The following is a 25,967-nucleotide window of genomic DNA, read 5'->3' as shown; positions in this document are numbered from 1 at the left end:
ATAAGGGAAACCGGTTGGAGCGGAAGGGACACCCGAGTTCTTCAAATATTGGAATTGCCAGCTTGCCTCAAGCTTGGTGCAAATTCCGGCAAATCCAGTACCTGACTAGAAAGGTCATAAAGAGAATTGCGTAAATGTCGGCACGGTTTCGAAGAGATCAGCGACCAGCCCGTAATCCGCCACCTGGAAGATCGGCGCATCGGGATCCTTGTTGATGGCGACGATGATCTTCGACTCCTTCATCCCGGCCAGATGCTGGATGGCACCGGAAATACCGACCGCGATGTAAAGCTGCGGGGCGACGATCTTGCCGGTCTGTCCAACCTGGTAGTCGTTCGGCACGAAACCGGCATCGACCGCTGCACGCGATGCACCGAGGGCGGCACCGAGCTTGTCGGCGAGCGGTTCGAGCAGGGTGTGATAGTTCTCGCCACTGCCCAGGCCACGGCCGCCGGAGACGATGATCTTGGCGGCACCGAGTTCGGGACGCTCGGACTTGGTCAGTTCGCGGTTGGTCAGGGTGCTTTGAGCGGTGTCGGCAGTTGCGACGACGCTTTCGATTTTGGCGGCATTTTCCCGGTTGACCGCATCAAAGGCGGTCGTGCGCACGGTGATGACTTTGACCTTGTCGGCGCTCTGCACGGTAGCCAGGGCATTGCCGGCGTAGGTCGGACGGACGAAGGTGTCGGCGGACTCAACGCCGATGATTTCGGAGATCTGGGCGACGTCGAGCAATGCGGCGACGCGCGGCATGAGGTTCTTGCCGAAGGTGGTGGCCGGGGCGAGGATGTGGCTGTAACCCGATGCGTTGGCGATGACTAGTGCGGTCAGATTCTCGGCCGTCTGGCTCTGGTAGTGGGCGGCGTCGGCGACTTTGACGGTGCTCACGCCGCTGAGGGTGGCGGCTTCCTGGGCGGCGGCAGTGCAGTTGCAGCCGGCGACGAGGACATGGATGTCGCCACCGATTTTCGCTGCCGCAGCGACGGTGTTGAGGGTGGCGGCCTTAAGGGACTGGTTGTCGTGTTCGGCAATGACGAGAATGGTCATGATCAGATCACCTTGGCTTCGTTCTTGAGTTTGTTGACGAGTTCGGCGACATCGGCAACCCGGACGCCGGCACTGCGCTTGGCGGGTTCGGCGACTTTGAGGGTGGTCAGGCGCGGGGTGACGTCGACGCCAAGATCGGCCGGCTTGACGGTGTCGAGCGGCTTTTTCTTGGCTTTCATGATGTTGGGGAGCGTGGCGTAGCGCGGCTCGTTCAAACGCAGGTCAGTTGAAACGACGGCCGGCAGGGTGATTTCGAGGGTTTCGAGGCCGCCGTCGATTTCGCGGGTGACGGTGGCCTTACCACCAGCGATGACGACATTGGAAGCGAAGGTGGCTTGCGGCCAGGCTTGCAGGGCGGCGAGCATCTGACCGGTCTGGTTGGCGTCGTCGTCGATGGCTTGTTTGCCGCAGATGACGAGTTGCGGTTGTTCCTTGTCGCAGAGGGCCTTGAGGAGTTTGGCGACGGCCAGCGGTTGTAGGTCGACATCGGTTTCGACCAGGATGCCGCGGTCGGCACCGATGGCCATGGCGGTGCGCAGGGTTTCCTGGCAGGCGGTAACGCCGCAGGAGACGGCGATGACCTCCGTGGCGATGCCGGCTTCTTTGAGACGAACGGCTTCTTCAACGGCGATTTCGTCAAAGGGGTTCATGCTCATCTTGACGTTGGCCAGATCGACACCGGAACCATCGGCCTTGACACGGACCTTCACGTTGTAATCAACAACCCGCTTCACGGGAACCAAAATTTTCACAAATACTCTCCAGAGATAGTCTTGGGGTTTGACTTTGAGTCGGTCACCCGTTGCTTACTGCTCGACGAATGCACGCTCAATCACATAATCACCGGCTTCGCCGATATGCGGCGAAATCGTCAAACCGAAGCCATCAAGCATGGCCGAAATTTCCTTGAGCATGGCCGGGCTGCCGCAAATCATGCCGCGGTCGGTAGCTGGGTCGATGGGCGGCTCGCCCAGGTCGGCAAATAACTTACCGGAGAGGGTCAGGTCAGTCTGACGACCCTCGTTGCGAAATGGCTCACGAGTCACCGTCGGGTAATAGACCAATTTTTCACGGATCAGATCGCCGAGGTATTCGTGTTCCTTCAGATCTTCCTCAATGTAGTCGTGGTAAGCCAGCTCGTTAGTCCAGCGAACACCATGGATGAGAATGACCTTCTCGAAACGCTCATAGGTTTCCGGATCGTGAATCAGGCTCATGAACGGGGCCAGGCCGGTGCCGGTGGCAAACATGAATAAGCGACGCCCCGGCTTGAGGTCGCGCAGAACCAAGGTGCCGGTAGGCTTTTTGCTGACCAGGAGCGGATCGCCCGGCTTCAGGTGTTGCAGACGCGAGGTCAGAGGACCATCCTGAACTTTGATGCTGAAGAACTCCAGGTGCTCTTCGTAATTCGCACTGGCAATGCTATAGGCGCGCATCAGCGGGCGGCCATTGACTTCCATGCCGATCATCACGAACTGGCCATTGATGAAGCTTCATCAGAATAGACTTTCAACTCAGCAATTTCATGATCGTTTTAGACGGTCAGTTACGTGGAGCGTGCGACTGGCTGCTAGTGATTAGCGTCAGGAATTGCTTCTGGTTCATGACTTTTTCAGCTACCTGTATTAGAAACCCTTGAGTGGCTACAGAGTCAAGGGCTTACAATAAAAGAGAATGGTCGAAGCGAAAGAGATGCTTGAGTTCGTCAAAGCTCAGGGATTGTTCGCCATCACGGTGCAGGACGAGATTCTCGGCTGTCTACGTGGCGATTGCCCTGATCTGGCTATGGCAGATCGATGGCGTTGTCCCAACTCGATGCGATCTTGTCGGCAGTGTGCTCACGCTGGCCGGTATGGCAATCATCATGCTCCAACCGACTCGGTCCGTATAAACATCAGGAGATGAAGATGAAAATCGGCGAACTGTCCCGCCTTACCGGGACGAATGTGGAAACGATCCGCTATTACGAGCGCGATGGGCTGCTGCCAATACCTGCCCGCAGCGAAGGCAACTACCGCATTTATGGAGATGCCCATGTACAGCGACTATCTTTTATTCGGCGCTGTCGCAGTTTGGATATGACGCTGGATGAAATTCGAGTCTTGCAGCACTTCAAGGAATCACCACAGGAGAACTGCGCGGATGTGAATCGACTGCTTGACCGGCACATTGGACATGTTGCTCAACGGATGCAAGAACTCCAGGAACTGGAGAGGCAACTGAAAGGCCTGCGCGAGCGGTGTGGCGAGGCGCGTGATGCTGCCCACTGTGGCATTCTTGACGGGTTGTCTCAAGCGATTGTGCCTAGCGGCAAGACGGCATCCCACGTTCAGGGAGCGCATCGGCATGCTGCAAACCCCAACTCGGCGAAGGGCATTCAAGGCAACCAAGTTTGATGGCATTGGTTAGCTGTACGATTTATCCGTTATCTGTGATTCTCCTTGATGTAATCAAGCATTCCATCAACGACGGCAACCTTGGCAATAACGGCCATTCAATCCAGCCAACGTCACAGGCAGCAATGGCCGAACTGCTGGCTTAGGCTTTTCTGCTGGTGTCGGAGCACAGCAACCGTTTAGGCAACTAACTATTAAACGCCTGGGGGTGTAGTTGCGCAAGACTAGACATTTGCCCGCGGAGGAGTAATCTGGAATCGAAGACCGAAGAGATGTAAGTAGGTTCTCGAAGCAAACAAAGTGACTGGAGGCAGCATGACTGATAGTCCGCCGCAAATTGAGATGATTGCGTAGTACCCAAACGGCGACAGCCGCATTGCTTCGATCAATTGCTACGAAGCCAAGGATTTCAGAAGCCCAAGCTTGAAACGCTTGGGCTTTTTGCTTGCCCTACTGCTGACAGTCGTAGATTCCTAGACACTATTTAGTCCGGACGGCAGGTAAGCGGCGAATTACTGACCGACCCGACTCATCTGGACAACGACCGTTATGGGTCGGGAGCACGTACTCACCGGAGTAGAAAGCTGCCTGTCGCCGGGAAATACCCCCAAGGGCAGCTTACCGCCAGACTGCTGACCGACAGTAAGCAATCAGCCAGCGGCGGCAAAGGCCGAGCCCCTTCCGTAGGCTGCCTGGCAGGTTTCGGAGTCAACCAGCCCTTTGAGTGACGTCTTCGGAGATTCGGCGACAGGCAGGTTGTGGCCGATAGCCATGAGTTCCACCACGGCTAATCGTGCCAAATGGAATGTTTCCTCTTAGTGGATAGCTCGCGCATGAGAGCCAACGTTGAGGCTAAACACCAAGATTCCTTCAGTACAATATGCTGATCATATAGTTTATGGGGTTATTGGATGGGCGAGGCTGCACGTCGGAGGGCTGAAATCGCAGCTCTAAAGGTAAGGAATGCGGTGTGGCTTGATTCACTCTCCCCGATCGAGCGAACCATCGCTGTCGTAGCGCAGGCGACCTATGATCGCGTAGTTGTGGGGATGTCCATGACAGAGGCGTGCTACAACTTGGCGTTCTTCCTGCAAGAACATCTTCGTCGTAAGCACGAAATCCAAACCGAGGTCGTAGTCGGGTGGATTAACGATGGCCAGTGGGAAGGTGCTGCATCGCACGCATGGCTGGAATACCACGGCAAGAAAACCGACATTTCGCTGCATAAGACGTCACATCCGGATAGCCAGCCCCCCGGAGATCTCATCATCATTGACCATGTAGTTAAGCGTGGCGAGTGCGCCTATACGTACTGGACGGATCTCCCTGCTGCTGCGGAACAGGAACTTAGGTGCATGCGTAATGAATCCCAAGAGCTGGCCGGGATAGTCGCCCACAAGGATAGGGAGCACGCGAGAATTCATGAACTTTCGAAACTGCCAGATGGTGCGAATCAGTATTTCCGCGATGCTCCACCACAATGCTCCTACGAATACTTGGCCCGTGTTGTAGGGTAAGCGTGGAACGATGACAAACCTCCATTCGGCACTCAAAACTACGGTAATCGGTAACCATGCTGGGGACGGCATCAACTACATCTTGGTCCGACTACAGAACGGTAAAGATGATTTTGCCGACACGCTGCATGCTCGGCCAAATAGCTATTCGACGGCCGGCTTCCAGACGACTGATTTCCTTTCATTACTGGGCTTCAACCGTTCGGACTGTGCCTTCCACGGCAGCGAATGTTTCTGCCGACAGGTACCCGAGGGGTTTGATCTCAAAGGATTAAGCGCCGACATCGGCAAGTCTTTTCCGATTTTCCAGAATGCTGTTTCGCACCTAGAGAACTGCGGCCTATGCGTTGAGCAGCCCGAGGGCTGGGGATTTTTCTACGGCAAGCCAGCCACTCGACGTGCTCGCCCGAATCTCTATTGCTGTGGCGACGGGCATACCTCGCCTAAAACTGAAAAGATGAAGGAAAGTGAGGATGAGTTCTTCCGCTTCGTCTTTACCTGGATCGAAGGCGGTAGTGACAAGGGATGGACAACCCATTACCGCGCCAAGCATATGCCACTCTCCGATGAATTTCAGTCGATCATCGATTTCCTCGGCGGGTTCAAATGGTTTGACGACTGCCCGGAGTACGACTTCGAAGGCTGCTGGTGGCGTTTCACACCGTTCGAGAAGCGGGGGGATGATTTCTTTGGATCTAACGCCGAACTTGCTCACCGATGGTTCGATGCCCATGCCACCCACTTTGCTGCGGGCATCAAGGGACTGCTGGAGGCACAGGCAATCCTGAAACCGTGGGGAATGACCTTTCTTCCCGCAAAGCAGATAGCTGCACCCCGAGCAGCCACGCCAAAAGGCGTCGCTGCGGCCCCCAATCCAGTGATTACCACTTCATCAATGACCGGATTCAAATACGACGTAGCATTTTCGTTTGCTGGCCCCGAGCGTACTTTGGCTGAAACGATCGCCACGATTCTTAAGCAGCATGGCTTCAGTGTCTTCTACGACAACTTCTATCCTGAGCAGCTTTGGGGCAAAGATCTTGTAGCGACGTTCGACCGCATTTACCGCAAAGAGTCCCGGTACTGCGTCATGTTCCTTTCACAGGAATACGCCGATCGGATGTGGACCACACATGAGCGCAAGAGTGCTACGGCGCGAGCGCTCCAAGAGCGCGGTAACGCCTACATTTTGCCGGTGAAAGTTGAAGACGTGGATATCGATGGGCTAGCACCAACCATCGGCTACGTATCCCTCGCCGAGAAATCTCCGGAACAGATCGCTGAGTTGCTGATTGGGATGCTGAAAAGCTGATCCAGTCATTTATCGCGCAGGGTTAAATATCAAAGTGATCTCCCCGATTTCTTTAGATATCCGAGTGCCTGCTTGATGGGGCTCATACCTGCAGTTCGGTAACTCTGCACTGCCAGGGGCCGTAGTCCGCCGTATTGCGGACGTAGCAGCGAGTCACCCTCTACGGCCGCTTTGGCCGATATCCGGCCTTCTAAGAAAGGCATGAGGGCAGTATCCGTGGCGGCTCTCCTGAAGTGAAAGGTAGTGTGCTCGTCAAAAGCATCGTGCCAGCCTGTAAAAAATCACCAGATGAATGATCTCTTCGTTGGATGGAAACCTTTTTCCCCTGAATCATGTATTGACGTGGGCGTCCTCGCGTTTCCAAAGCACGAGGCTTATGCTGCCCCTTCGTGAGCGCTCTCGTTCCTGGCGGAACATCGTCACCTAAGGACTGAGAACGCTTCGTCAGGTAGATCAGCGCAGAAATCATGTGCCAGCGCTTCAACTCATCCGAGTGCTGAACCATGCCGATTCCGTTGTGCCGATAGTGCCCTAAGTTGCAATTGCAGAACCAAGTTTGTGTCCGCGCATCTGCCGGCGTACGACGGGAATTGACGATCCGTGTTTGCCAGTAGTCGATAATTTGCTTGGCCAGTTCGACGTCATTCTTCTCCTTTTGCCCATTGAACAGCATGAAGCAGTGGAAGTGATAGCCACGTCCATTGCCACCGTTCTCCGTGTTTGAGCTAGTACCCCGTTCACGGCCAATCACATAGCCGATGCAGTGCTTGAAGCAGGTATGCCACTGCCGGTAGTTGATAAAACGCTGAATGTCGCGATGCGCACGCTCAAAGCTGATCTTGTCTGCTTCACAGGCCTGATAACCAAGATCGACCCGAACCACCAGTATCTTCGAGTAATCGACGAACAGATCATCGAAGTACGCCACCACGTTCCTCAGTTCATCGAGATCGTAGTCTTCGGCAAAGTTCAGGTAGTTCTTGCAACGCTTATCGTGCTGAGCACGCTTACGGATCAGCTCCAGTAAGTCATTGAATAGTTCAGCACCATTCATGTCCTTCCCATCTGCGCCAGGACGGTGATAGTCACCGGCTTTACCAAACGGGTTGTAGTACAGCTTCAACTCGATACAACAATCACGGAACAGACCGACAAATCCTGCTGGGTCAGTGCTTTCGGGAATGCGAGCCATGAAGTTGTTCATCAGGCGATAGAACCGCTCACCCAAGGCTAACGCTTCAATACGCTTGTCACCGTTCTTCTTCACGAAGATTCGAAAGCCAGGTGCTTCCTTGCTCAAAACCTGACGTACAAATTCAAAAATATCCCAGAGTGGTTCTCGGTATGATCGATGGGCAGATGGGCTAGACAGCTTCGATATGGTTTGCAATGGCTCCATGTTATGAGTGTCGATAGCACTCAGGATGGGATTGGTCGTTCCATAAGAAGTAGGGATTGGTTGATTTTCGATAGTCATGGTAAATATATAAATAAGTATAGATTAATTAATCTAATAAGAAATGCGCGCCTAAATAAGAGGTGCTCGAAACAAGCGAGAAGCAATCGATGGCCGAGATCGATCTTCCCGTTGTGCCGATGGTTTTTATGCCGAGTTACACCTCATAGTTATCGGTGTTTGCGGTAAGAAAATACAAAGGAAATCAGGAGCTCATCAGCGTGAGCTCCCTTTGACGTGCAGCTCAGCGGATCAATGGGGGCAAGAGCGCCCACCATTGTTGCGCACGGAGCCGACGACGGAGTTCGGCGAGCAATGTCGCGTCATCAAGCAAATTCTCAGTGACGTCCTCCTCGATCTCAAAGATAAGATCCTCCATGGGAACGTCAGCATCCTGCTTTCGAGATGAAAACGCGCGTTGCGCTTCTTTCACTGCCAATTCGAGTGCGTTCACCAAGTAGAGTTCGTTGTCTCGTGGTGCAACTGGTTCATGTGGTTCAACTGATGCATATGGAGCATGTGGAGCGGTAAATACGGGTGATTGACTAATTGGCACTGAGCCACCCCAAAAATTGCCATTCAGCGTAGGAGTGATTGGCGGATCAAAAAACGACCTTACTTCCATAGGGGAGTTCTGCATGCATTTCAGAAGCGACGGATCCTGATCGTCCAGTACGTTAGAGAGATACCAGTAGTGACAGGCTTGGTAAGGGGGCTTGGCGGGTTTTTTGAAGGTGAAGAGTCCAAGCTCAGTCTTGGCTCGTTTCAAGGAGGCTACGGAAATAGCTGGATTTTGACGACTGGCAACGTCCACGATACTGGGATAGGGAAGGCCTCCCTTTGCCAATAGGTTTTCCAGAAAGCTGCGTGCTGCCGCCAATGCATTGGTGCTTTCGATGTAATCGCCACCGTTACGCTCAACGTCACGCAAGATTGCTTCTGGTGCGCCTTCTAGCTGAATCGGATTCCAGACCAAGACCGAGGTTTCGAACTGTTCGCCGTAGGATTCGAATTGATAGGGTTCTACTTGGTAAGTAAATCCACCTTCAATAGGACCTAGGTTGCTTTTTGCTCGAACCAGAACACTGCTATTACGAGCATCATTACCTTCCGTGTTGGTGCCTTTTACAGCCAAGATGACAATCCGCGACATGGCGGTGTAGGCAAGGCTGCCGGTGATTCTATCGAGAAGATCCTTGCCTTTGGAGCGCTTGTTGACATGCGTAATCCCAAGAATTGCAATGCCGTGCTCTTCGGAAAATGCTACCAAAGGTTCAAGCGCACGCCGAACCTCTGCATTTTTATGGGAGTCCCCACTGACAACCTGAAGGATCGGGTCAATGATGATCAGGCTGACATTGCCGATCTCCAAGACACGCTGCATGAGACGTTCGAGATCCTTCGCGGGGTTGAATGCGCGCTGGCGACCATTTTCTTCCGTTCCAGTGAGAACGAAGAGGCGACTCATGTTTGCACCAGCGGCGATAAAGCGTGGAATGATCGTGTCAGCGACTCCATCTTCGCATGTCCAGAACACCACGTTTCCTGATGGTGCAGCGGTGCCATCAGGCCATTGCCCTCCGGAGTCCCCTCGTGAAATTGTGGATGCTATATTGACTGCAGTCCCTGTTTTTCCCGCGCCTGCTTGGCCAGCGAGCATGTGAAATTTTCCTGCTGCTATCCAGTGACGCCAAATCCACTTGATTGATTCAGGTGGAATAGTTGCGGCAGGAACGATTTTGACGCGAGTGCCGAACGCTGAAGGGAGAGCCTTGTTGGCGCGAGGGAAGGAGCCTGGGGGTGGTGTCGTCGGAATCATTGCTCGTCCCCCATAGGCTTGGCGAGTTCCTTCCGAATATCACCAACACGCCAACGCGTGGTACGCAATCCGATGCGATGGGGGGATGCCAGCAGGCCTGCACGAACTCGACGCCAAACCGTGGCCGGAGAGCAGCAGAACAAGGCACAAACAACGTGAAGTGAAACGAAGGCAGATTCCGGTAGTTCATCAAACGCGGATAGCATCGGATGAATTGGGAAGGGAGTCAGATTCGTCGGCTCCGTTTGACAGCTATTACGTAATGACATGTTGCGCTCCTATGTGTGACCGTTTGGCTGGTTAGCCGCGGCATGGAGGCAATTTTGATTTTTCGTTTTCCCCAGGCTGTCCAGAGGTTTTAGATTCTGCCTAGAGGTCTTAGGCGCGGGGTTGGCGTCGGCTCTCGTGCCATGTCTTCAGCGTTTTCCGGCAAGCTTCTAAGTCGTACGTTTTTTCGACAAATTTTGTTGTCATCCATGTGACACCATGTTTTGTTTTCCCGGTAAGGCAATCCCCTTCCCGTTTCTCTACCCATGCACGCAGGCGTTCCATAACAGCAAGAGCAGAGGCTATCTTTACCGTCTCACGTTCAATTTCCCAAGCAGCTTCCACTGCCAATTTGCCGATCGCAGTTTTGGGTAACTTGCCGGGGGCAAGGTCGTTGCCCATTTGTTTTGTTGTGAATCTGGCGCTTTGGGTGATGGGGATGTCCTCGAAATCACAGAATGAAATCAAGTGGTCTCGGTGTATCGAAGCGCTGCGGGCAAACCAATACGGAGTGGAGTACTTGGTGACGTCTTTTACCTGCGTCTGAAAAGCGTCGCGAACCTCTAATTTGTTTTCCGTAGCAGCCTTATGAAGGCGCCCAGTGAGGTACTCCGAGTACTCGCTTCTGGCAAGGAGGCATCCATTGCAAACCGAATGCAAGGGAGGGAGTACGGGTAGACTCTCGGATCGCTCATCGTCTGACCATCTGAGCTTAGCCGTGTTTGGAGTTTCGCTAGGATAGAGGTGATGGTCGCATGGAAATTTGAATTCCGCGAGAATTCTAATTGCCTCAGATACATCTATGTAGGGGCCTGCGGGGAGAGATAGTGTGCGCGCAGCTGATTGCGAAATGGATTCTGGCAAGGGGGTCTCCAAAATATTGTGGAGCTAGTTTTCGTGCCTAAATTCTCCTCCATTGTCTGTGCTGGCGCCAATAAGGTCTTTGAGTGCTGCAACTTGTGCGAAGTCTCACTAACACATGTAGACTAAATCACGTGATCTGGTCTCCAGGCCTAGTGTCGCAATCGCGTAAAATTTGTTGTTTCATTGCAGATCAGTAAAGGGTGGAGAAAACGTGTACCCAAGCGTGTACTTTTTTGAAAAATCGAATAGATCTGAATCAGTAGTGGCGGGCCTTTGTGCTCGCCACTACTGATTCAGATCCAACCTGGAATAAAAGCCGGATCATGCAAGCCGTCGGCGCCGTTACCCCCCTGTCTCCAACGGCACTGACGCAACGCTTCATACTGGGGTGGCTGGCGGTGATCCTGTCGGCCATTGCGCTGGGCTCCTACCTGCTGACGACCAGTCTCAGGCAGCATCGCAGCCAGACCCGGCAGACGACCGAAAACCTCGCCATGCTGGTCGAGCGCGATGTGGCCGCCTCCTTGGAGAAGGTCGATCTGCTGTTGCGGGATGCCATCGATCATTACATGGAGCATGTCGCGAGCGCCCACGGCTCGCCCGAGGCCATGGAGGGCTTCCTCAGCCGCCAGCGAGAACGCTTGCCGCCACTGGGCGTGCTGCGCATTGCCAATGCCGAGGGGGTTTCCGTGGTCGGCTTTGATGGCGGAGGCGGGGTCGGTCTGAAAGTTGACGACCGGGATTATTTTCAGCTCTTGCGGGATAACCCGGCGCTCGAATGGGTCATGTCCAAACCGCTGGTGGGGAGGGTCACCGGCAGGGCGATGATTGTTATCGCGCGGCGTCTGCCCGATGTCAGCGGCGCGTTCTCCGGGGTTGCTTACGCCGGTGTGGAACTGAACCATTTTCAGCAACGCTTTGCCGGGCTGCGTATCGGCGATACCGGGTCAATCTCCTGGCGCGACCACGACCTGACGCTGCTCGCCCGGGTGCCGACGAACGGGTCGCTTCCCGAGCACGGGGCGACCAATGCGTCGCGGGAATTCAGCGCGGCGTTGGCGGTCAATCCGAACGAAGGCACTTACGTTTTCAACGAGGCCGGTGTCGATGGCCCTTCACGCTTGCATGCCTACCGCTTCAATCCGGATTACCGTTTCTATATCGACGTCGGCGTTCCCGAGGACCATTATCTGCAGCCCTGGCAGGGGCAGCGCCGGGTCATCCTGGCCATGTTGATCCTGTTCATCGCGTTGAGCGGTGGTGCGCTCTTCATGATGCATCGCTATGCCAGCCGCCTTGGCGAGCGCGAGCGGATACTGCGGACGCTTTTCGACACTTCCGATGGCGCAATTTTCCTGGTCGATCCGCAAGGACGCATCGTGATGGCCAACGAACGGATGTCGGCCATGTGGGGCATTCCCATGGCAGAGCTGATCGGCGATGAATATGTGTCGCTGGTCCATCCCGCGGAGCGGGAGGTCGGGCGGGGGAAAATGCTCAAGCTGATGGCTTCCGAAATTCCTTTCGTCCGCCTGGAGCGGGAGTACATTCGTCGCGATGGCTCAATGTTCTGGGGCTTCCTGTGCGGGCGGCGGTTACTTGACGAACAAGGCAATTTGGTCGGACTGGTCGGGCTTGTTGCGGATATCGACGAGCCGAAACGCAACGCGCGGGAACTGGAAAACTATCGTCAGCATCTTGAGGTATTGGTGCGGGATCGCACGGCGCAGCTCGAACAGGCCAGGGATGCCGCCGAGTCGGCCAACCGGACGAAGAGCGCTTTCCTCGCCAACATGAGCCATGAAATCCGTACGCCGATGAATGCCATCGTTGGTCTGGCGCACCTGCTCAAGCGAGACGAGCTTACGCCGCGTCAGGCTGATCGGCTCGACAAGATGCTGGGGTCGGCAGATCACCTGCTGTCGATCATCAATGACGTCCTCGATATTTCCAAGATCGAATCGGGCAAGCTGGTACTTGAACAGGCACCCTTCCGCCTTGCGGATGTGGTCGAGCGGGTCATCGGGCTGAGTATCGACAAGGCCGCGGCCAAGGGGGTGGTTTTCCGGGCCGTGACGGACGGGCTGCCGCCCAGTCTGGTCGGCGACTACACGCGGCTCAGCCAGGCATTGCTGAACTATGTCAGCAATGCGATCAAGTTTACCGAGTCCGGCACCATCGCTTTGCGCGGGGCGGTGGTCGAAGAGGATGAAAACAGTCTGCTGGTGCGCTTCGAGGTTCAGGACAGCGGTATCGGCATTCCCGAGGCCGTGCGTCAGCGGCTGTTCCGTCCGTTTGAACAGGCCGACAACTCGACGACCCGTCACTATGGTGGAACCGGTCTTGGGCTGGTCATTACGCAGCGCCTGGCCGAATTGATGGGCGGCCAGACCGGTGTCGACAGTGTGCCGGGAGAGGGCAGCACCTTCTGGATGACCGCGCGCTTCGGCAAGGCGGCTTCCGATACGGTCGCCGAGGCAGCGGTGCCCGAAACGGAGTATCCGATCTGCCATGACCCGGCTGTGCATATCCTGCTTGTCGAGGATGAGCCCTTGAATCGCGAAGTGGCGAGCGAATTGATTCGCGAAATTACGGGCTTGCCGCTGGATATGGCCGAGGGGGGCGAACAGGCCATTGCCAGGGTGCAGGCTGTCCGTTACGACCTGATCCTGATGGATCTGCAGATGCCGGGCATCGACGGACTCGAAGTGACGCGCCGTATCCGGGGTATGCCGGATTACGCGATGACCCCGATCATCGCCATGACCGCCAATGCCTTCGCCGAGGATCGCCAGCGCTGTCTGGATGCCGGCATGAACGACCATATCGCCAAGCCGGTCGATCCGGATCGCCTGGCTCAGATACTGCGTCGCTGGTTGCCGAAGCCGCCGCTACAATGACGTTTTTGGCGCGCGGCGCCAGTTTGCACGGGAAACATACGAATGGCCGGAAATCTCTTTGTCGTCGCCGCTCCGTCAGGGGCGGGCAAGACCACCTTGGTGCGCATGCTGCTGGAGCAGGAAAGCGGCGTGCACTTGTCGATCTCCTTTACGACGCGCGACCCGCGTCCGGGTGAGGAGAACGGGCGCGAGTATCATTTCGTCGATACCGTCGCGTTCCAGGCCATGATCGCCCGCCAGGAATTCCTGGAATGGGCCGAGGTGCATGGAAATTTCTACGGCACGTCGAAAAAATGGATTGCCGATCAGTTGGCGGCCGGTCACGATGTGCTGCTCGAAATCGACTGGCAGGGGGCGCAACAGGTCCGCAAGCTGTTCCCTGCAGCGATCGGCATCTTCATCCTGCCGCCGTCGATGGATGAGTTGACCAGCCGCCTGACCGGCCGAGGCACCGACAGCGCCGACGTCATCGCCCGCCGCCTGGCGGCGGCGCAGGCCGAGATGCGCCATGTCGGCGAATTCGACTATGTTATTATTAACGACCAGTTGGCTCAGGCGCTGGAAGAATTGCGTGCCGTCGTGCGCGCCTCCCGCCTGACTTTCGGGATCCAGCGTGTTCGCCACGCCGCCCTGTTCGAAAGATTGATCTGATTTTTGAGGTTTTACCATGGCCCGCGTTACCGTTGATGATTGCTTGAAGAGAATTCCGAACCGTTTCCAGATGACCCTTGCCGCCGCGCACCGCGCCCGTCAATTGGCCAATGGCGCCACGCCGCTGGTGGATCCGGAAAAGCACAAGCCGACGGTGGTCGCGCTGAAGGAAATGGGTTCTGGCAAGGTTGGTCTGGAAGTGCTGAACCGCGGTCAGGCCTGAGTCATGAGGCGGTGAAGACCCATGGATCCTGCGCCGCCCGCCTGTGTGGAACCCGCCTACCGGGTTTTCCTCGATAGTCTCGACTATCTCCCTCCCGCCGATGTAACAAGAATCAAGGCTGCGTACGCGTTCGCGGCCAAGGCCCATGCGCATCAGAAGCGCATGTCGGGCGAGCCCTACATCACCCATCCGCTGGCTGTTGCCGGTGCGGTGGTTGAGTGGCGCATGGACGCCGATGCCATCTGCGCGGCCTTGATGCACGACGTGCTGGAGGATACCGGCACTACCAAGCACGAACTGGCCGAGAAGTTCGGCAAGGAAGTGGCCGAGCTGGTCGATGGCCTGTCCAAACTCGACAAGATGGAGTTCGCCTCCTACCAAGAGGCGCAGGCCGAGAATTTCCGCAAGATGCTGATGGCCATGGCGCGCGATCTGCGCGTCGTGCTCATCAAGCTGGCCGATCGCCAGCACAATTTGCAGACCATGTCAGCGATGCGTGCCGACAAGCGCGCCCGCATCGCCCGCGAGACGCTGGAAATCTACGCGCCGATCGCCTTGCGCCTGGGCTTGAACAAGCTCTATCGCGAACTGCAGGATCTGTCGTTTTCGCTGATTCACCCGCATCGTGCCGAGGTCTTGTCCAAGGCACTCAATGCCGCGCGTGGCAACCGCAAGGAACTGCTTACCCGCATCCTGGACGGCATCCGCGACAAGCTGGCGCACGCCGGCCTGCGGGCGGAGGTCTTCGGGCGCGAAAAGAGTCTGTATTCCATCTTCCGCAAGATGAAGGACAAGCACCTGTCCTTCTCGCAGGTGCTCGATATCTACGGCTTCCGCGTGGTGGTCGACAACGTGCCGACCTGCTATCTGGCGCTCGGTGCCCTGCACAGCCTGTTCAAGCCGGTTCCCGGCAAGTTCAAGGATTACATCGCCATTCCCAAGGCCAACGGCTACCAGTCGCTGCACACGACTTTGATCGGCCCTTACGGCACGCCGGTCGAGGTGCAGATCCGCACGCGCGAGATGCACAATGTCGCGCAGGAAGGCGTTGCCGCGCACTGGCTGTACAAGGACATGGACGAATCGAGCGCCGACCTGCAGATCAAGACGCACAAATGGCTGCAGTCCTTGCTCGAGATGCAGACCAGCGATTCGTCGGAGTTCTTCGAGAACGTCAAGATTGATCTCTTCCCGGACGAGGTCTATGTCTTCACGCCGAAGGGCAAGATACTGGCCATGCCGCGCGGCGCGACGGTGGTCGACTTTGCCTATGCCGTGCACACCGATGTCGGCCACCACTGCTCGGCGGCGCGTGTCAATCACGAACTGGCGCCGCTACGCAGCGAACTGCGCAATGGCGACCTTGTCGAAATCATCACTTCGCCGCAGGCCAGCCCCAACCCGGTGTGGCTGACCTACGTGAAAACCGGCCGCGCGCGCAGCAAGATCCGTCATTTCCTGCGCACCATGCAGAACGAGGAATCGGCCCGTCTCGGCGAGCGCCTCTTGCGCCAGGAGTTGCTGTCGCTGGGTGTGGTGCCCATTTCGATTCCGGCCGAAGCCTGGGATTCCCTGGTCAAGGCGGGCGGGCAGAAATCGTTGGAGGATGTCTATACCGAGATCGGTCTTGGCAAACGCCTGCCGTCGGTCGTCGCCCGTCGCCTGCTGGCGCGTGAAGACCTTTCGTCCGATTCCCCGAGCAACATGACACTGGCCATCCATGGCACCGAAGGCATGGCCATCCAGCTGGCGCGTTGTTGCCAGCCGATTCCCGGCGACCCGATCATCGGTTCGATCAAGAAGGGGAGCGGCCTGGTCATCCATACCCACGATTGTCCGAGCATTCGCAAGTCCCGCTCGGCCGAGCCGCAGAAATGGATCGATGTCGAATGGGAGCCGGAAGAGGGCAAGCTGTTCGATATCCGCATCAACGTCGAAGTCAAGAATGCCCGTGGCGTGCTGGCCCAGGTCGCCTCCGCCATTGCCGAGGCGGGGTCGAACATCGAACATGTCTCGATGGATACCGACCCGGAGCGGCTGTACAACAGCCTGCGTTTCACCGTCCAGGTCGCCCATCGCAACCACCTGGCTGCCGTGATGCGCGGTATTCGCCATATTCCCGAGGTCACCCGGATCACCCGTGAAAGGGGAGGGGAGGCTTGAGGATACTCGTGCTGGGCGCCGGCGTCGTCGGCATAACGAGTGCGTGGTATCTCGCCCGGGCCGGGCACCAGGTCACGGTGGTCGACCGTCAGCCGGTGGCCGGCAACGAAACCAGCTTTGCCAACGGCGGCCAGATTTCCGTTTCCCATGCCGAACCGTGGGCCAATCCGCACGTCCTGCCGCGTGTCCTGAAATGGCTGGGTCGCGAGGATGCCCCGTTGCTGTGGCGCTGGCGTGCCGATCCCGTGCAACTGGCCTGGGGCCTGCGTTTCCTCGTCGAATGCCTGCCCGGCCGGACGCAACAGAACATTGCCGCCATCGTCAGCCTCGCGCTGTACAGCCGGCGCTGCCTGCAGGCCCTGCGCGCCGAACTCGACTTGCAGTACGACCACCTCGAACGCGGCATCCTGCACATTTACACCAACCGCCAGGATTTCGCCCTGGCGGCCGAAGCTGCCCGGCTGATGCGTCAGCTGGGACTCGACCGCGACACGGTCGATGTCGCGCGTTGCCTCCAGTTGGAGCCGGCACTCGCCGATGCAGGCCATTTGCTCGTCGGGGGCGATTACACGCGCTCGGATGAGTCGGGCGATGCGCATCGTTTCACGAAAGCGCTGGCCGGGCATGCGCAAGCGGCGGGTGTCGAGTTCCGCATGGAAACGACGATCGAGCGCATCGCGACCAGCGGCGGCAAGGTGGCCGGCGCGGTCGTGCACAATGGCAAGGCCCCCGAACTCCTGACGGCCGATGCCTACGTGGTGGCGCTGGGCAGTTACTCGCCGCTCCTGTTGCGGCCAATCGGCGTGTCCGTGCCGGTCTATCCCGCCAAGGGCTATTCGGCGACCCTGACGCTGGCCGAAGACAGCCACGCGCCCTCGGCCAGCCTGACCGACGATGAGCGCAAGCTGGTTTTCTCGCGCTTGGGCAATCGCTTGCGGGTGGCCGGGACGGCCGAATTCAACGGCTACAACCTCGATCTCAATCCGGTGCGCTGCCAGGCCTTGATCGAGCGCACCCGGCAGTTGTTTCCGCGTCTGCAGACCGTCGGCGAACCGGCATTCTGGTGTGGCCTGCGCCCGGCGACACCGTCGAATGTGCCGCTGATCGGCCGGACGCATTTCGACAATCTGTGGCTCAATACCGGCCATGGCACGCTGGGGTGGACGATGGCTTGCGGTTCGGCGGCATCGCTGGCCGAGATGATGAGCGGCACGCTGCCCGATCCCGACTTTCCGTTCTTGCGCGGATGATCGACACGCACTGCCACCTCGATGCGGCCGAATTCGACGGCGATCGGCGCGAGGTGCATGCGGCGGCGCAGGCACTTGGCGTCGCGAAGCTGGTTGTGCCAGCGGTGGCTGTCGCCGGGTTCGCAAAAACGCGACAGACGGTGACGCAGTACGCCGGCTGCGTCGCGGCCTACGGCATTCATCCCCTCTATGTGATGCAGGCTGCTGAGGGTGATCTGGTCGCGTTGCGCCAGTGGCTGGCCGACGAAAATCCCGTCGCGGTCGGCGAAATCGGGCTTGATCATTACGTGAGCGGCGTCGATCCCTTGCGCCAGGAATACTATTTTGTCGAACAGCTGAAACTCGCCCGCGAGTTCGATCTGCCTGTCCTTCTGCATGTGCGGCGGGCCGTCGATCCGGTCCTCAAGCAGTTGCGCCGCTTCCGGGTGCGGGGCGGCATCGCCCATGCCTTCAACGGCAGCCGCCAGCAAGCCGAAGCCTTTATCCAGCTCGGCTTCGCACTCGGTTTTGGCGGTGCGATGACGTTCACCGGCTCGACCCGCATCAGGGCGCTGGCCGCCGAGTTGCCGCTGGAGTCCATCGTCCTCGAAACCGATGCGCCGGATATCCCGCCCGCCTGGCTGAATGGCGGCCGCAACACCCCGGCGGAATTGCCGGCCATTGCCGATGTGCTGGCCGAATTGCGCGGCATGACACGCGATGCTGTCGTTGCAGCGACTGTCGCGAACACGCGTCGCGTCTTGCCCTCTATTTGATTACCGTCAACATTTCATTAGAAGTTGCAGGGGTATTTCGCCGGATTTGATCTGCGCTAAAGAAGCATGTCCCGATGAGCGTAGCCTGCCGTAGCTGACATCAAACTGACTGGGCGTGGCATGGACATGAAGGTTTCCCAAGGGGTCAATATTTCCAGCGTCATCATCGGTGCCTTACCGGATGACGCCGCGCAGGTTGCTGAACGCCTGCGGCAGCTCGAAGGGGTGGAAGTTCATGTCGTCAATGACGACGGGCGCATCATCGTGTCCATCGAAAGCGCATCGGAAGGCGCCACAGTCACCACATTTGAAGCGATACACCAGTTGCCGGGCGTGCTCTCGGCTTCGCTGGTGTACCACCAGTACGAATCCGATCCAGACGAGGAGGCCTGAGATGATGCAAGTGAAACTGACCCGGCGTGATTTCATCAAGAGCAATGCGGTGGCGGCGGCCGCCGTAACAGCCGGTATTACCGTTCCCGGTTTGGCGGCAGCCCAACAGAAGGGCAGCGACGGAGTCCGCTGGGACAAGGGTGTCTGCCGTTACTGCGGTACCGGTTGCGGCGTGTTGGTCGGGGTCAAGGAGGGTCGGGTCGTGGCGACCCAGGGCGATCCGGAGGCTCCGGTCAATCGCGGCCTGAACTGCATCAAAGGCTATTTCCTCTCGAAGATCATGTATGGCAAGGATCGTCTGCAGACGCCGCTGCTGCGCATGAAGGACGGCAAGTACGACAAGAACGGCGACTTCAAGCCGGTTTCCTGGAAGCAGGCCTTTGACATCATGGAAGAGAAGTGCAAGGTTGCGCTCAAGGAAGGCGGGCCGCGCAATATCGCCATGTTCGGCTCGGGCCAGTGGACCGTCTGGGAAGGCTATGCCGCCGCCAAGCTGTTCAAGGCCGGTTTCCGCTCCAACAACATCGACCCCAATGCCCGTCACTGCATGGCCTCGGCCGTGGCCGGCTTCATGCGCACCTTCGGCATCGATGAGCCGATGGGCTGCTACGACGACGCCGAGCATGCCGATGTGTTCGCCCTCTGGGGTTCGAACATGGCCGAGATGCACCCCATCCTGTGGGCACGCATCACCGATCGCCGTCTGAGCGCCAAGCACGTCAAGATTCACGTGCTGTCGACCTTCAGCCACCGCTCCTGCGAACTGGCCGATAACACGCTGATCTTCAAACCGCAGTCCGATCTGGCCATTCTCAACTACATCTGCAACCACATCATCACCACCGGTGCAGTGAACAAGGATTTCGTCGCCAAGCACGTCAAGTTCGCCAAGGGCGTTACCGACATCGGCTACGGCCTGCGTCCGAACCACCCGCTGGAAAAGGTCGCGATGAACAACGGCTACCCGGGCGAGGACGGCAAGCCGAAGGGCAATCCGAACAATTCGGCGCCGATGACTTTCGACGAATTTGCCGCTTTTGTGTCGGAATACACGCTGGACAAGGCGCACGAGATTTCCGGCGTGCCCAAGGAAAACCTCGAAGCATTGGCTAAGGCCTACGCCGATCCGAAGGTCAAGGTCGTTTCCTACTGGACCATGGGCTTCAACCAGCACACCCGCGGTACCTGGGTGAACAACATGATGTACAACGTGCATCTGCTGGTCGGCAAGATTTCCGAGCCGGGCAACGGGCCGTTCTCGCTGACCGGCCAGCCGTCCGCCTGCGGCACGGCGCGCGAAGTGGGCACCTTCGCCCATCGCCTGCCGGCCGACATGGTGGTGATGAATCCCAAGCATCGCGAGTTGTCGGAAAAGCTGTGGAAACTGCCGGCCGGGACGATTCCCGACTGGATCGGCCTGCACGCCGTGGCCCAGAGCCGCGCGCTCAAGGACGGCAAGCTCGGTTTCTACTGGACCTCGACGACCAACAACATGCAGGCCGGCCCGAACGTCAATGACGAAATCTATCCGGGCTGGCGCAATCCCAAGGCTTTCGTGGTGGTCTCCGACGTCTACCCGACGGTTTCCGCGATGTCTTCCGACCTGATCCTGCCTTGCGCCATGTGGATGGAAAAGGAAGGCATGTACGGCAACGCCGAGCGCCGTGGCCAAATGTGGCGCCAGCAGGTCAAGGCGCCGGGCGAGGGCAAGTCCGATCTGTGGCAGTACATGGAGTTCTCGAGGCGCTTCAAGATCGAGGAAGTCTGGCCGGCCGAACTGCTCGACAAGAATCCGGAGTACAAGGGCAAGACAATGTACGACGTGCTCTACGCCAACGGCCAGGTCAACAAGTTCGGGCTGGACGAAGTTGGGAAGGTCAATGCCCACGCGTTCAAAGACTACATGAACGACGAGTCCCAGGCCTTCGGCTTCTATGTTCAGAAGGGGCTGTTCGAGGAATACGCCGCCTTCGGTCGCGGCAAGGCCCACGACCTGGCTGATTTCGACGTTTATCACAAGGCACGCGGCCTGCGCTGGCCGGTGGTTGGCGGCAAGGAAACGCTGTGGCGCTTCCGCGAGGGCTACGACACCTATGTGCCGAAGGGTGAGGGCGTGCGTTTCTACGGTTATCCGGACGGCAAGGCGATAGCCTTTGCGCTGCCCTACCAGCCGGCTGCCGAAATGCCGGATGCGGAATACGATCTGTGGCTGTGCACGGGGCGTGTGCTGGAACACTGGCACACCGGCTCGATGACCCGCCGCGTGCCGGAACTGTACAAGGCGATGCCGGACGCGGTGCTCTACATGCATCCGGAAGACGCCAAGAAGCGCGGCCTGGCCCGCAACGATGTGGTCAAGCTGGCCACCCGGCGCGGCGAAGTCCAGTTGCGTGTTGAAACGAAGGGCCGCAACAAGCCGCCGGTCGGGCTGGTCTTCGCGCCATTTTTCGACGAGCATCGGCTGATCAACAAGCTGACGCTGGATGCGACCTGTCCCATCTCGAAAGAGACGGACTACAAGAAGTGCGCCTGCAAAGTGGTGAAGGCGTAAAGCGACAACAAGGCAATCAGGGAGTGCCGGTACCGGATGGGAAAAGGGGCCCATCCGGCGCTGGCTGAACTGCAGAGTAGATAAGAGATGACAGCAACACCCCCAAAAAGTGACGCGGCGCGCCGCCAGTTCCTGTTCGATTCCGCCAAGATGGTCTGCAGTGTCGGCATGCTCGGGCTGGGGCTGGGCCTTTACGCCAAGCAATCGAAAGCCCTGCCGGCGCTCGCCCTGCGCCCGCCCGGTGCCTTGCCCGAGAGCGATTTTCTCGGCGCCTGTATTCGCTGCGGCCTGTGCGTTCGCGACTGCCCCTACAACACGCTGGAACTGGCGAAACCGGAAGCCCCGGTGGCGACCGGTACCCCGTATTTCACCGCCCGCAACATCCCGTGCGAGATGTGCGACGACATCCCTTGCGTCAAGGCCTGTCCGACCAAGGCGCTCGACCACGGCCTGACCGATATCAACAAGGCCAGGATGGGCGTGGCCGTTCTGATCGATCACGAAACCTGCCTCAATTTCCTGGGATTGCGTTGCGATGTCTGCTATCGCGTGTGCCCGGTCATCGACAAGGCGATCACGCTGGACATGGTGCCCAACCAGCGTACCGGCCGGCATGCCATGTTCCTGCCCACGGTGCATTCCGAGCACTGCACAGGCTGCGGCAAATGCGAGAAATCCTGCGTCCTGGAGGAGGCAGCCATCCGCGTGTTGCCGTCCAAGCTGGCCAAGGGTGAGCTTGGCAAACACTACCGTCTGGGCTGGGAAGAGCAGAAAAAGGCTGGCCATTCGCTGATTGACGAATCGAAAATGATCGACCTGCCCGACCGCTTGCCGGAAGGCGCGCGCCTGCCTGGACATTACGATCCGGCATCGGGCCAGACCGAAGCCATGCGCGGTATGTCCGGCCAGGAGGTGGTGACGATTCCCAGCCTGCCGCCTGGTTTGGGAGGCAAGCCATGAGCCAGGTTTCCCACAAAAAGCGTATCGGCGCGGAAGCGATCGAGGCAAAGGGCTGGCTGGGCGCACACAAGTGGCTGATCCTGCGCCGCCTGTCGCAGCTTTCCATCCTCGCGCTGTTCATGATCGGGCCGTTGGCCGGCATCTGGATCGTCAAGGGCAACCTGAATTACAGCTATACCCTGGACGTGCTGCCGTTGACCGACCCCTATGTCGCGCTGCAATCGCTGATGGCCGGCCATGTGCCTGAAAAGCTGGGCTTGATCGGCGTTGCCATCGCCGTCGCCTTCTATTTCCTGGTTGGTGGCCGCGTTTATTGCAGCTGGGTGTGCCCGATCAACATGGTGACCGATGCCGCCGGCTGGTTGCGCGACCGGCTGGGCATCAAGGGCGCCAGCAGCCTGTCGGCCAAAACGCGTTACTGGATTCTCGGCATGACCCTGGTCGCCTCGGCCATAACCGGTGTCGTACTGTGGGAGTTGATCAATCCGGTATCGATGTTGCATCGCGGCCTGATCTTCGGACTTGGCAGTGCCTGGATGGTCGTCCTGGCCATTTTCCTGTTCGACCTGTTCGTGATGACGCGCGGCTGGTGCGGCCGGCTTTGCCCGGTGGGTGCCTTTTACGGCCTGCTCGGCAAGTGGAGTCCGGTACGGATTTCGGCCAGCAAACGCAGCGCCTGCAACGATTGCATGGACTGCTTCGAAGTCTGTCCCGAACCGCAGGTCATCCGCCCCGCCCTCAAAGGCGAGGGCAAGGGTGTCGGGCCGGTGATCCTGGCCGCCAACTGTACCAATTGTGGACGTTGTATCGATGTCTGTTCGAAGGATGTATTCAACTTCGGACTACGCAGCAATAACCCGGTTCCAACTGCTTCCATCGGGGTGCAGCCCGGAGCCAAGTGATGATCGAGTCTTAGAGGAGGAGCGCCCATCATGAAACACACCCTGAAGCTGTCCTGTGCCGTTCTGGCGTCCGTCGCCTGTTGGGCGTTTGCATCACCGGCCTTCGCCCAGGAGGCGCCAAAACCGATGCGCGGCAGCGATGTCGCCACCGTCGATCAGGCGCCCGAGGCCAAAAAATATCTGGGCGGCAAGCCCGGAGGACAGGAGAAGGTGGCGCGGACCTTCAAGGAGCAGCCCCCGGTTATTCCCCACGCAGTCGAAAATTTCGACGAGATCACGCTTGAGGAAAACCAGTGCATGACCTGCCACAGCGCAGCCAATTACCAGAAGAAGAAGGCGCCGAAGATCGGCGACAGCCATTTCCGCGACCGTGAGGGCAAGGTCCTGCCGGAAGCCTCGGCCGCCCGCCACAACTGCGTCCAGTGCCACGTGCCGCAAGTCGATGCACCGCCGCTGGTCGACAACGATTTCAAGGGCAACCTCGCCGAAAGCAAGGGCAAGGCAGCCAAGAAAAAGAACTGATCAAGCGACGTAAAAAAAGGGAGCCGCGGCTCCCTTTCTGTTTTCCGGTTCGGCTTCTCAGGCGGCAGCCAGCAAGCTGCGCATCTTCTGCAGCGCCTTGACCTCAATCTGGCGGATGCGCTCGGCGGATACGTTGAATTCGGCGGCCAGTTCGTGCAGCGTTGCCGCCTCGTCTTCATTCAGCCAGCGCGCCTCGACAATGCGGCGGCTGCGCGAATCCAGCCCGTCCAGTGCGGCATGCAGGCCTTCATTCTGTTGATAGGCCAGCGCCTTGTTTTCCAGAACCCGGGTCGGTTCGTAGCGTGAGTCGGCCAGATAGTCGATGGGCGCGAAGGCTTCGTCGCCATCGTCCGGATTCCCTTCCAGCGCCAGATCGCGTCCGGACAGCCGGGTTTCCATCTCGACGACTTCTTCCTGCTTGACGCCCAGACGAGCAGCAACCTCGGCGGCTTGCGTGCCGGACAGGGTGTCGACGCCCTCGTAGTCGTTCTTCAGGCTACGCAGGTTGAAGAACAGCTTGCGCTGTGCCTTGGTCGTGGCGACCTTGACCAGGCGCCAGTTCTTGAGGATGTATTCGTGAATCTCGGCTTTGATCCAGTGCATGGCGAACGACACCAGACGCACGCCGCGTGACGGGTCGTAGCGCTTGACGGCCTTCATCAGGCCGATATTTCCTTCCTGGATCAGGTCGGCATGTGGCAGGCCGTAACCGAGATAGCCCCGGGCAATGGAGATCACGAGGCGCAGATGTGACAGAACGAGCTGACGCGCCGCCTCCACATCGCCTTCGTTGTGGAAACGCTCGGCCAGCTGGATTTCCTCCGCTTCGGACAGCATCGGATAACGGTTCGCCGCCTGAATGTAGGCGTCGATGTTCCCGACTGTCGAGGGGATGGGAAGAGCCAAGGCGTGGGTCATAGCGTTAAGTCCTCCTTCAAGGGTCATACTCATTTTAGCACTCGCAGTCTAGGAGTGCTAAGTTCCTGAAAAAGTTTCAACGCAGGTTGCTTGTTCCTGGCAATTAAAGTCGAAAACTCTCCAATAGAGTCGAAAACTGTGCACCTCAAGAGGCTGTTGGTTTCCCAATAGAGAACTGCTATGACAAAGGAACCTTTCAAATGATCGGGATGGTGAAAAAGGCCCACGTGATGCGTGCGGCCAGAATCTTTCGGGCGCACGGGATTAGCCAGGCGGAGATGGCTGAATTCGTTGGAGCGAGCCAACCTCAAATTAGCCGAATTCTCAAAGGAGAGGGAATTAGGGCAACCAAACTGGCCGAGGAGGTGTGACTCTATGCCGAAAAGCTTGAAGAAGGGGTAACCGCGGAGGCCGTTTGTTCAAACCAAGAGTTGATTAGTGCCTTGACTGAAACTTGGGATGGCAGCGCTGGCTACGCGAAAGCACTTGCGGTCGCGATCCGTTCGTTAAGGATGTTGCGATAAGGGGGTATCTCCGGCGGCAGTTCGGCCAAAGCCGACGGTCAGATCACTTCAGGCGGACGACCGGAATAGTTCAGATAGCGGACGCGGTGGCGGTGTGTTGAACGAATGACTGCTTACGGGAACTAATGAGATGCCGGACTCGACCCATTGCGGCCATCCGAGCTTTGACGACCAATGACTGGTGTGCAGTGGTTGCAGCCCGCCATGCCCATCTCACGACTGACCAGCCATTGCTGCATAGCGGTCATACGCAGAACTTGATAGTCCTTGAGGCTTCGCAATCTAGGAAAAACCGGTCGATTCACGGCGCAAGCTCGGGATGAAGGAGTAGTCGTAGGCGGCAAACTCGTCGGAGAAGCCTATGCTGTTCTCCGTCACGTGCGTGCAACCTGTAATGACCATGCCCACACCCTGAACACGGCGTCGGTAGTAGTCCAGCTCTACCTCCGAGATGGAGCCATTTGGATTGGCAGACCAGGTGGTCATGGGGGCCATCACCACGCGGTTGCGTAGCGCTAGACCGTTGTCGAAGGCAAAGGGTTGAAACAGGGTGGCGTATTTAGAAGTCATGTCGAAA

Annotated in this window: 23 protein-coding genes and 1 pseudogene; 16 read left to right on the top strand and 8 right to left on the bottom strand. The window is 58.0% G+C overall.

Annotated features, from left to right (window positions below; translation table 11 throughout):
• Positions 1 to 114 precede the first annotated feature (114 nt).
• The 3 genes and pseudogenes from F1002_RS05955 to F1002_RS05945 all read right to left on the bottom strand — a co-directional run.
• Positions 115 to 1,047, bottom strand: a complete 933-nt coding sequence (locus F1002_RS05955) for an electron transfer flavoprotein subunit alpha/FixB family protein (RefSeq protein WP_150428104.1) — start codon at positions 1,045 to 1,047, stop codon at positions 115 to 117.
• A gap of 2 nt (positions 1,048 to 1,049) precedes the next feature.
• Positions 1,050 to 1,799, bottom strand: coding sequence for an electron transfer flavoprotein subunit beta/FixA family protein (locus F1002_RS05950; RefSeq protein ID WP_150428103.1), 750 nt, complete (start codon positions 1,797 to 1,799; stop codon positions 1,050 to 1,052).
• 54 nt (positions 1,800 to 1,853) lie between these two features.
• A pseudogene (locus tag F1002_RS05945) lies at positions 1,854 to 2,537 on the bottom strand (ferredoxin--NADP reductase); the annotation flags it as partial.
• Positions 2,538 to 2,686: 149 nt separating this feature from the next.
• Here F1002_RS05945 and F1002_RS21485 point away from each other — a divergent pair.
• The 4 genes from F1002_RS21485 (at position 2,687) to F1002_RS05925 (ending at position 6,272) form a co-directional block, all read left to right on the top strand.
• Complete coding sequence (locus tag F1002_RS21485; RefSeq protein ID WP_223879486.1) at positions 2,687 to 2,938, top strand: hypothetical protein; 252 nt, start codon at positions 2,687 to 2,689, stop codon at positions 2,936 to 2,938.
• A 16-nt stretch (positions 2,939 to 2,954) separates the two neighbouring features.
• Positions 2,955 to 3,443: a Cd(II)/Pb(II)-responsive transcriptional regulator gene (gene cadR / locus F1002_RS05935; protein WP_150428102.1), complete on the top strand. Its 489-nt coding sequence runs from the start codon at positions 2,955 to 2,957 to the stop codon at positions 3,441 to 3,443.
• A gap of 911 nt (positions 3,444 to 4,354) precedes the next feature.
• On the top strand, positions 4,355 to 4,960 hold the full coding sequence (locus F1002_RS05930; protein ID WP_150428101.1) for a hypothetical protein: 606 nt from the start codon (positions 4,355 to 4,357) through the stop codon (positions 4,958 to 4,960).
• 10 nt (positions 4,961 to 4,970) lie between these two features.
• Complete coding sequence (locus tag F1002_RS05925; RefSeq protein ID WP_150428100.1) at positions 4,971 to 6,272, top strand: TIR domain-containing protein; 1,302 nt, start codon at positions 4,971 to 4,973, stop codon at positions 6,270 to 6,272.
• A gap of 190 nt (positions 6,273 to 6,462) precedes the next feature.
• Here the strand turns inward: F1002_RS05925 and F1002_RS05920 are convergent, their stop codons facing one another.
• From F1002_RS05920 to F1002_RS05905, 3 genes are all read right to left on the bottom strand, one after another.
• Entirely contained in the window at positions 6,463 to 7,749 is a 1,287-nt protein-coding gene (locus F1002_RS05920; RefSeq protein ID WP_150428099.1) for an inovirus-type Gp2 protein, read from the bottom strand.
• Between the two features lie 223 nt (positions 7,750 to 7,972).
• Positions 7,973 to 9,547, bottom strand: coding sequence for an AAA family ATPase (locus tag F1002_RS05915; RefSeq protein ID WP_150428098.1), 1,575 nt, complete (start codon positions 9,545 to 9,547; stop codon positions 7,973 to 7,975).
• Positions 9,548 to 9,925: 378 nt separating this feature from the next.
• Positions 9,926 to 10,282: a hypothetical protein gene (locus F1002_RS05905; RefSeq protein WP_150428097.1), complete on the bottom strand. Its 357-nt coding sequence runs from the start codon at positions 10,280 to 10,282 to the stop codon at positions 9,926 to 9,928.
• Between the two features lie 719 nt (positions 10,283 to 11,001).
• Here F1002_RS05905 and F1002_RS05900 point away from each other — a divergent pair.
• From F1002_RS05900 to F1002_RS05850, 11 genes are all read left to right on the top strand, one after another.
• Positions 11,002 to 13,578, top strand: coding sequence for a response regulator (locus F1002_RS05900; protein ID WP_150428096.1), 2,577 nt, complete (start codon positions 11,002 to 11,004; stop codon positions 13,576 to 13,578).
• Positions 13,579 to 13,620: 42 nt separating this feature from the next.
• Complete coding sequence (gmk, locus tag F1002_RS05895) at positions 13,621 to 14,229, top strand: guanylate kinase (RefSeq protein WP_150428095.1); 609 nt, start codon at positions 13,621 to 13,623, stop codon at positions 14,227 to 14,229.
• 16 nt (positions 14,230 to 14,245) lie between these two features.
• Positions 14,246 to 14,452: a DNA-directed RNA polymerase subunit omega gene (gene rpoZ, locus F1002_RS05890; protein WP_150428094.1), complete on the top strand. Its 207-nt coding sequence runs from the start codon at positions 14,246 to 14,248 to the stop codon at positions 14,450 to 14,452.
• Between the two features lie 21 nt (positions 14,453 to 14,473).
• A complete protein-coding gene (locus F1002_RS05885) occupies positions 14,474 to 16,615 on the top strand; it encodes a bifunctional (p)ppGpp synthetase/guanosine-3',5'-bis(diphosphate) 3'-pyrophosphohydrolase (RefSeq protein ID WP_150428093.1) in 2,142 nt (713 codons plus the stop codon).
• Positions 16,612 to 17,865, top strand: a complete 1,254-nt coding sequence (locus tag F1002_RS05880) for a D-amino acid dehydrogenase (protein ID WP_150428092.1) — start codon at positions 16,612 to 16,614, stop codon at positions 17,863 to 17,865. Before F1002_RS05885 ends, F1002_RS05880 begins: the two co-directional genes overlap by 4 nt.
• Positions 17,862 to 18,620, top strand: a complete 759-nt coding sequence (locus F1002_RS05875; RefSeq protein ID WP_150428091.1) for a TatD family hydrolase — start codon at positions 17,862 to 17,864, stop codon at positions 18,618 to 18,620. Before F1002_RS05880 ends, F1002_RS05875 begins: the two co-directional genes overlap by 4 nt.
• Before the next feature lie 126 nt (positions 18,621 to 18,746).
• A complete protein-coding gene (locus F1002_RS05870; protein WP_150428090.1) occupies positions 18,747 to 19,013 on the top strand; it encodes a chaperone NapD in 267 nt (88 codons plus the stop codon).
• Position 19,014: 1 nt separating this feature from the next.
• Entirely contained in the window at positions 19,015 to 21,564 is a 2,550-nt protein-coding gene (gene napA / locus F1002_RS05865; protein WP_370452118.1) for a nitrate reductase catalytic subunit NapA, read from the top strand.
• Between the two features lie 87 nt (positions 21,565 to 21,651).
• Complete coding sequence (napG, locus tag F1002_RS05860; RefSeq protein ID WP_150428089.1) at positions 21,652 to 22,524, top strand: ferredoxin-type protein NapG; 873 nt, start codon at positions 21,652 to 21,654, stop codon at positions 22,522 to 22,524.
• Complete coding sequence (gene napH, locus F1002_RS05855; RefSeq protein WP_150428088.1) at positions 22,521 to 23,426, top strand: quinol dehydrogenase ferredoxin subunit NapH; 906 nt, start codon at positions 22,521 to 22,523, stop codon at positions 23,424 to 23,426. Before napG ends, napH begins: the two co-directional genes overlap by 4 nt.
• A gap of 30 nt (positions 23,427 to 23,456) precedes the next feature.
• Complete coding sequence (locus F1002_RS05850; RefSeq protein ID WP_150428087.1) at positions 23,457 to 23,948, top strand: nitrate reductase cytochrome c-type subunit; 492 nt, start codon at positions 23,457 to 23,459, stop codon at positions 23,946 to 23,948.
• 57 nt (positions 23,949 to 24,005) lie between these two features.
• Here the strand turns inward: F1002_RS05850 and rpoH are convergent, their stop codons facing one another.
• Positions 24,006 to 24,866: an RNA polymerase sigma factor RpoH gene (gene rpoH / locus F1002_RS05845; RefSeq protein WP_150428086.1), complete on the bottom strand. Its 861-nt coding sequence runs from the start codon at positions 24,864 to 24,866 to the stop codon at positions 24,006 to 24,008.
• A gap of 200 nt (positions 24,867 to 25,066) precedes the next feature.
• Here rpoH and F1002_RS21480 point away from each other — a divergent pair, with 200 nt between their 5' ends.
• Positions 25,067 to 25,237 (top strand): helix-turn-helix domain-containing protein, encoded by a 171-nt coding sequence (locus tag F1002_RS21480; protein ID WP_370452117.1) that lies wholly within the window; start codon positions 25,067 to 25,069, stop codon positions 25,235 to 25,237.
• A gap of 435 nt (positions 25,238 to 25,672) precedes the next feature.
• Here the strand turns inward: F1002_RS21480 and F1002_RS05835 are convergent, their stop codons facing one another.
• Positions 25,673 to 25,960, bottom strand: coding sequence for a hypothetical protein (locus tag F1002_RS05835; RefSeq protein WP_150428085.1), 288 nt, complete (start codon positions 25,958 to 25,960; stop codon positions 25,673 to 25,675).
• Positions 25,961 to 25,967: the final 7 nt, after the last annotated feature.

Origin of the sequence: Dechloromonas sp. CZR5 (assembly GCF_008711155.1) — a bacterium.
GTDB lineage: Bacteria > Pseudomonadota > Gammaproteobacteria > Burkholderiales > Rhodocyclaceae > Azonexus.
This window is presented reverse-complemented; position numbering and strand designations above follow the sequence as displayed.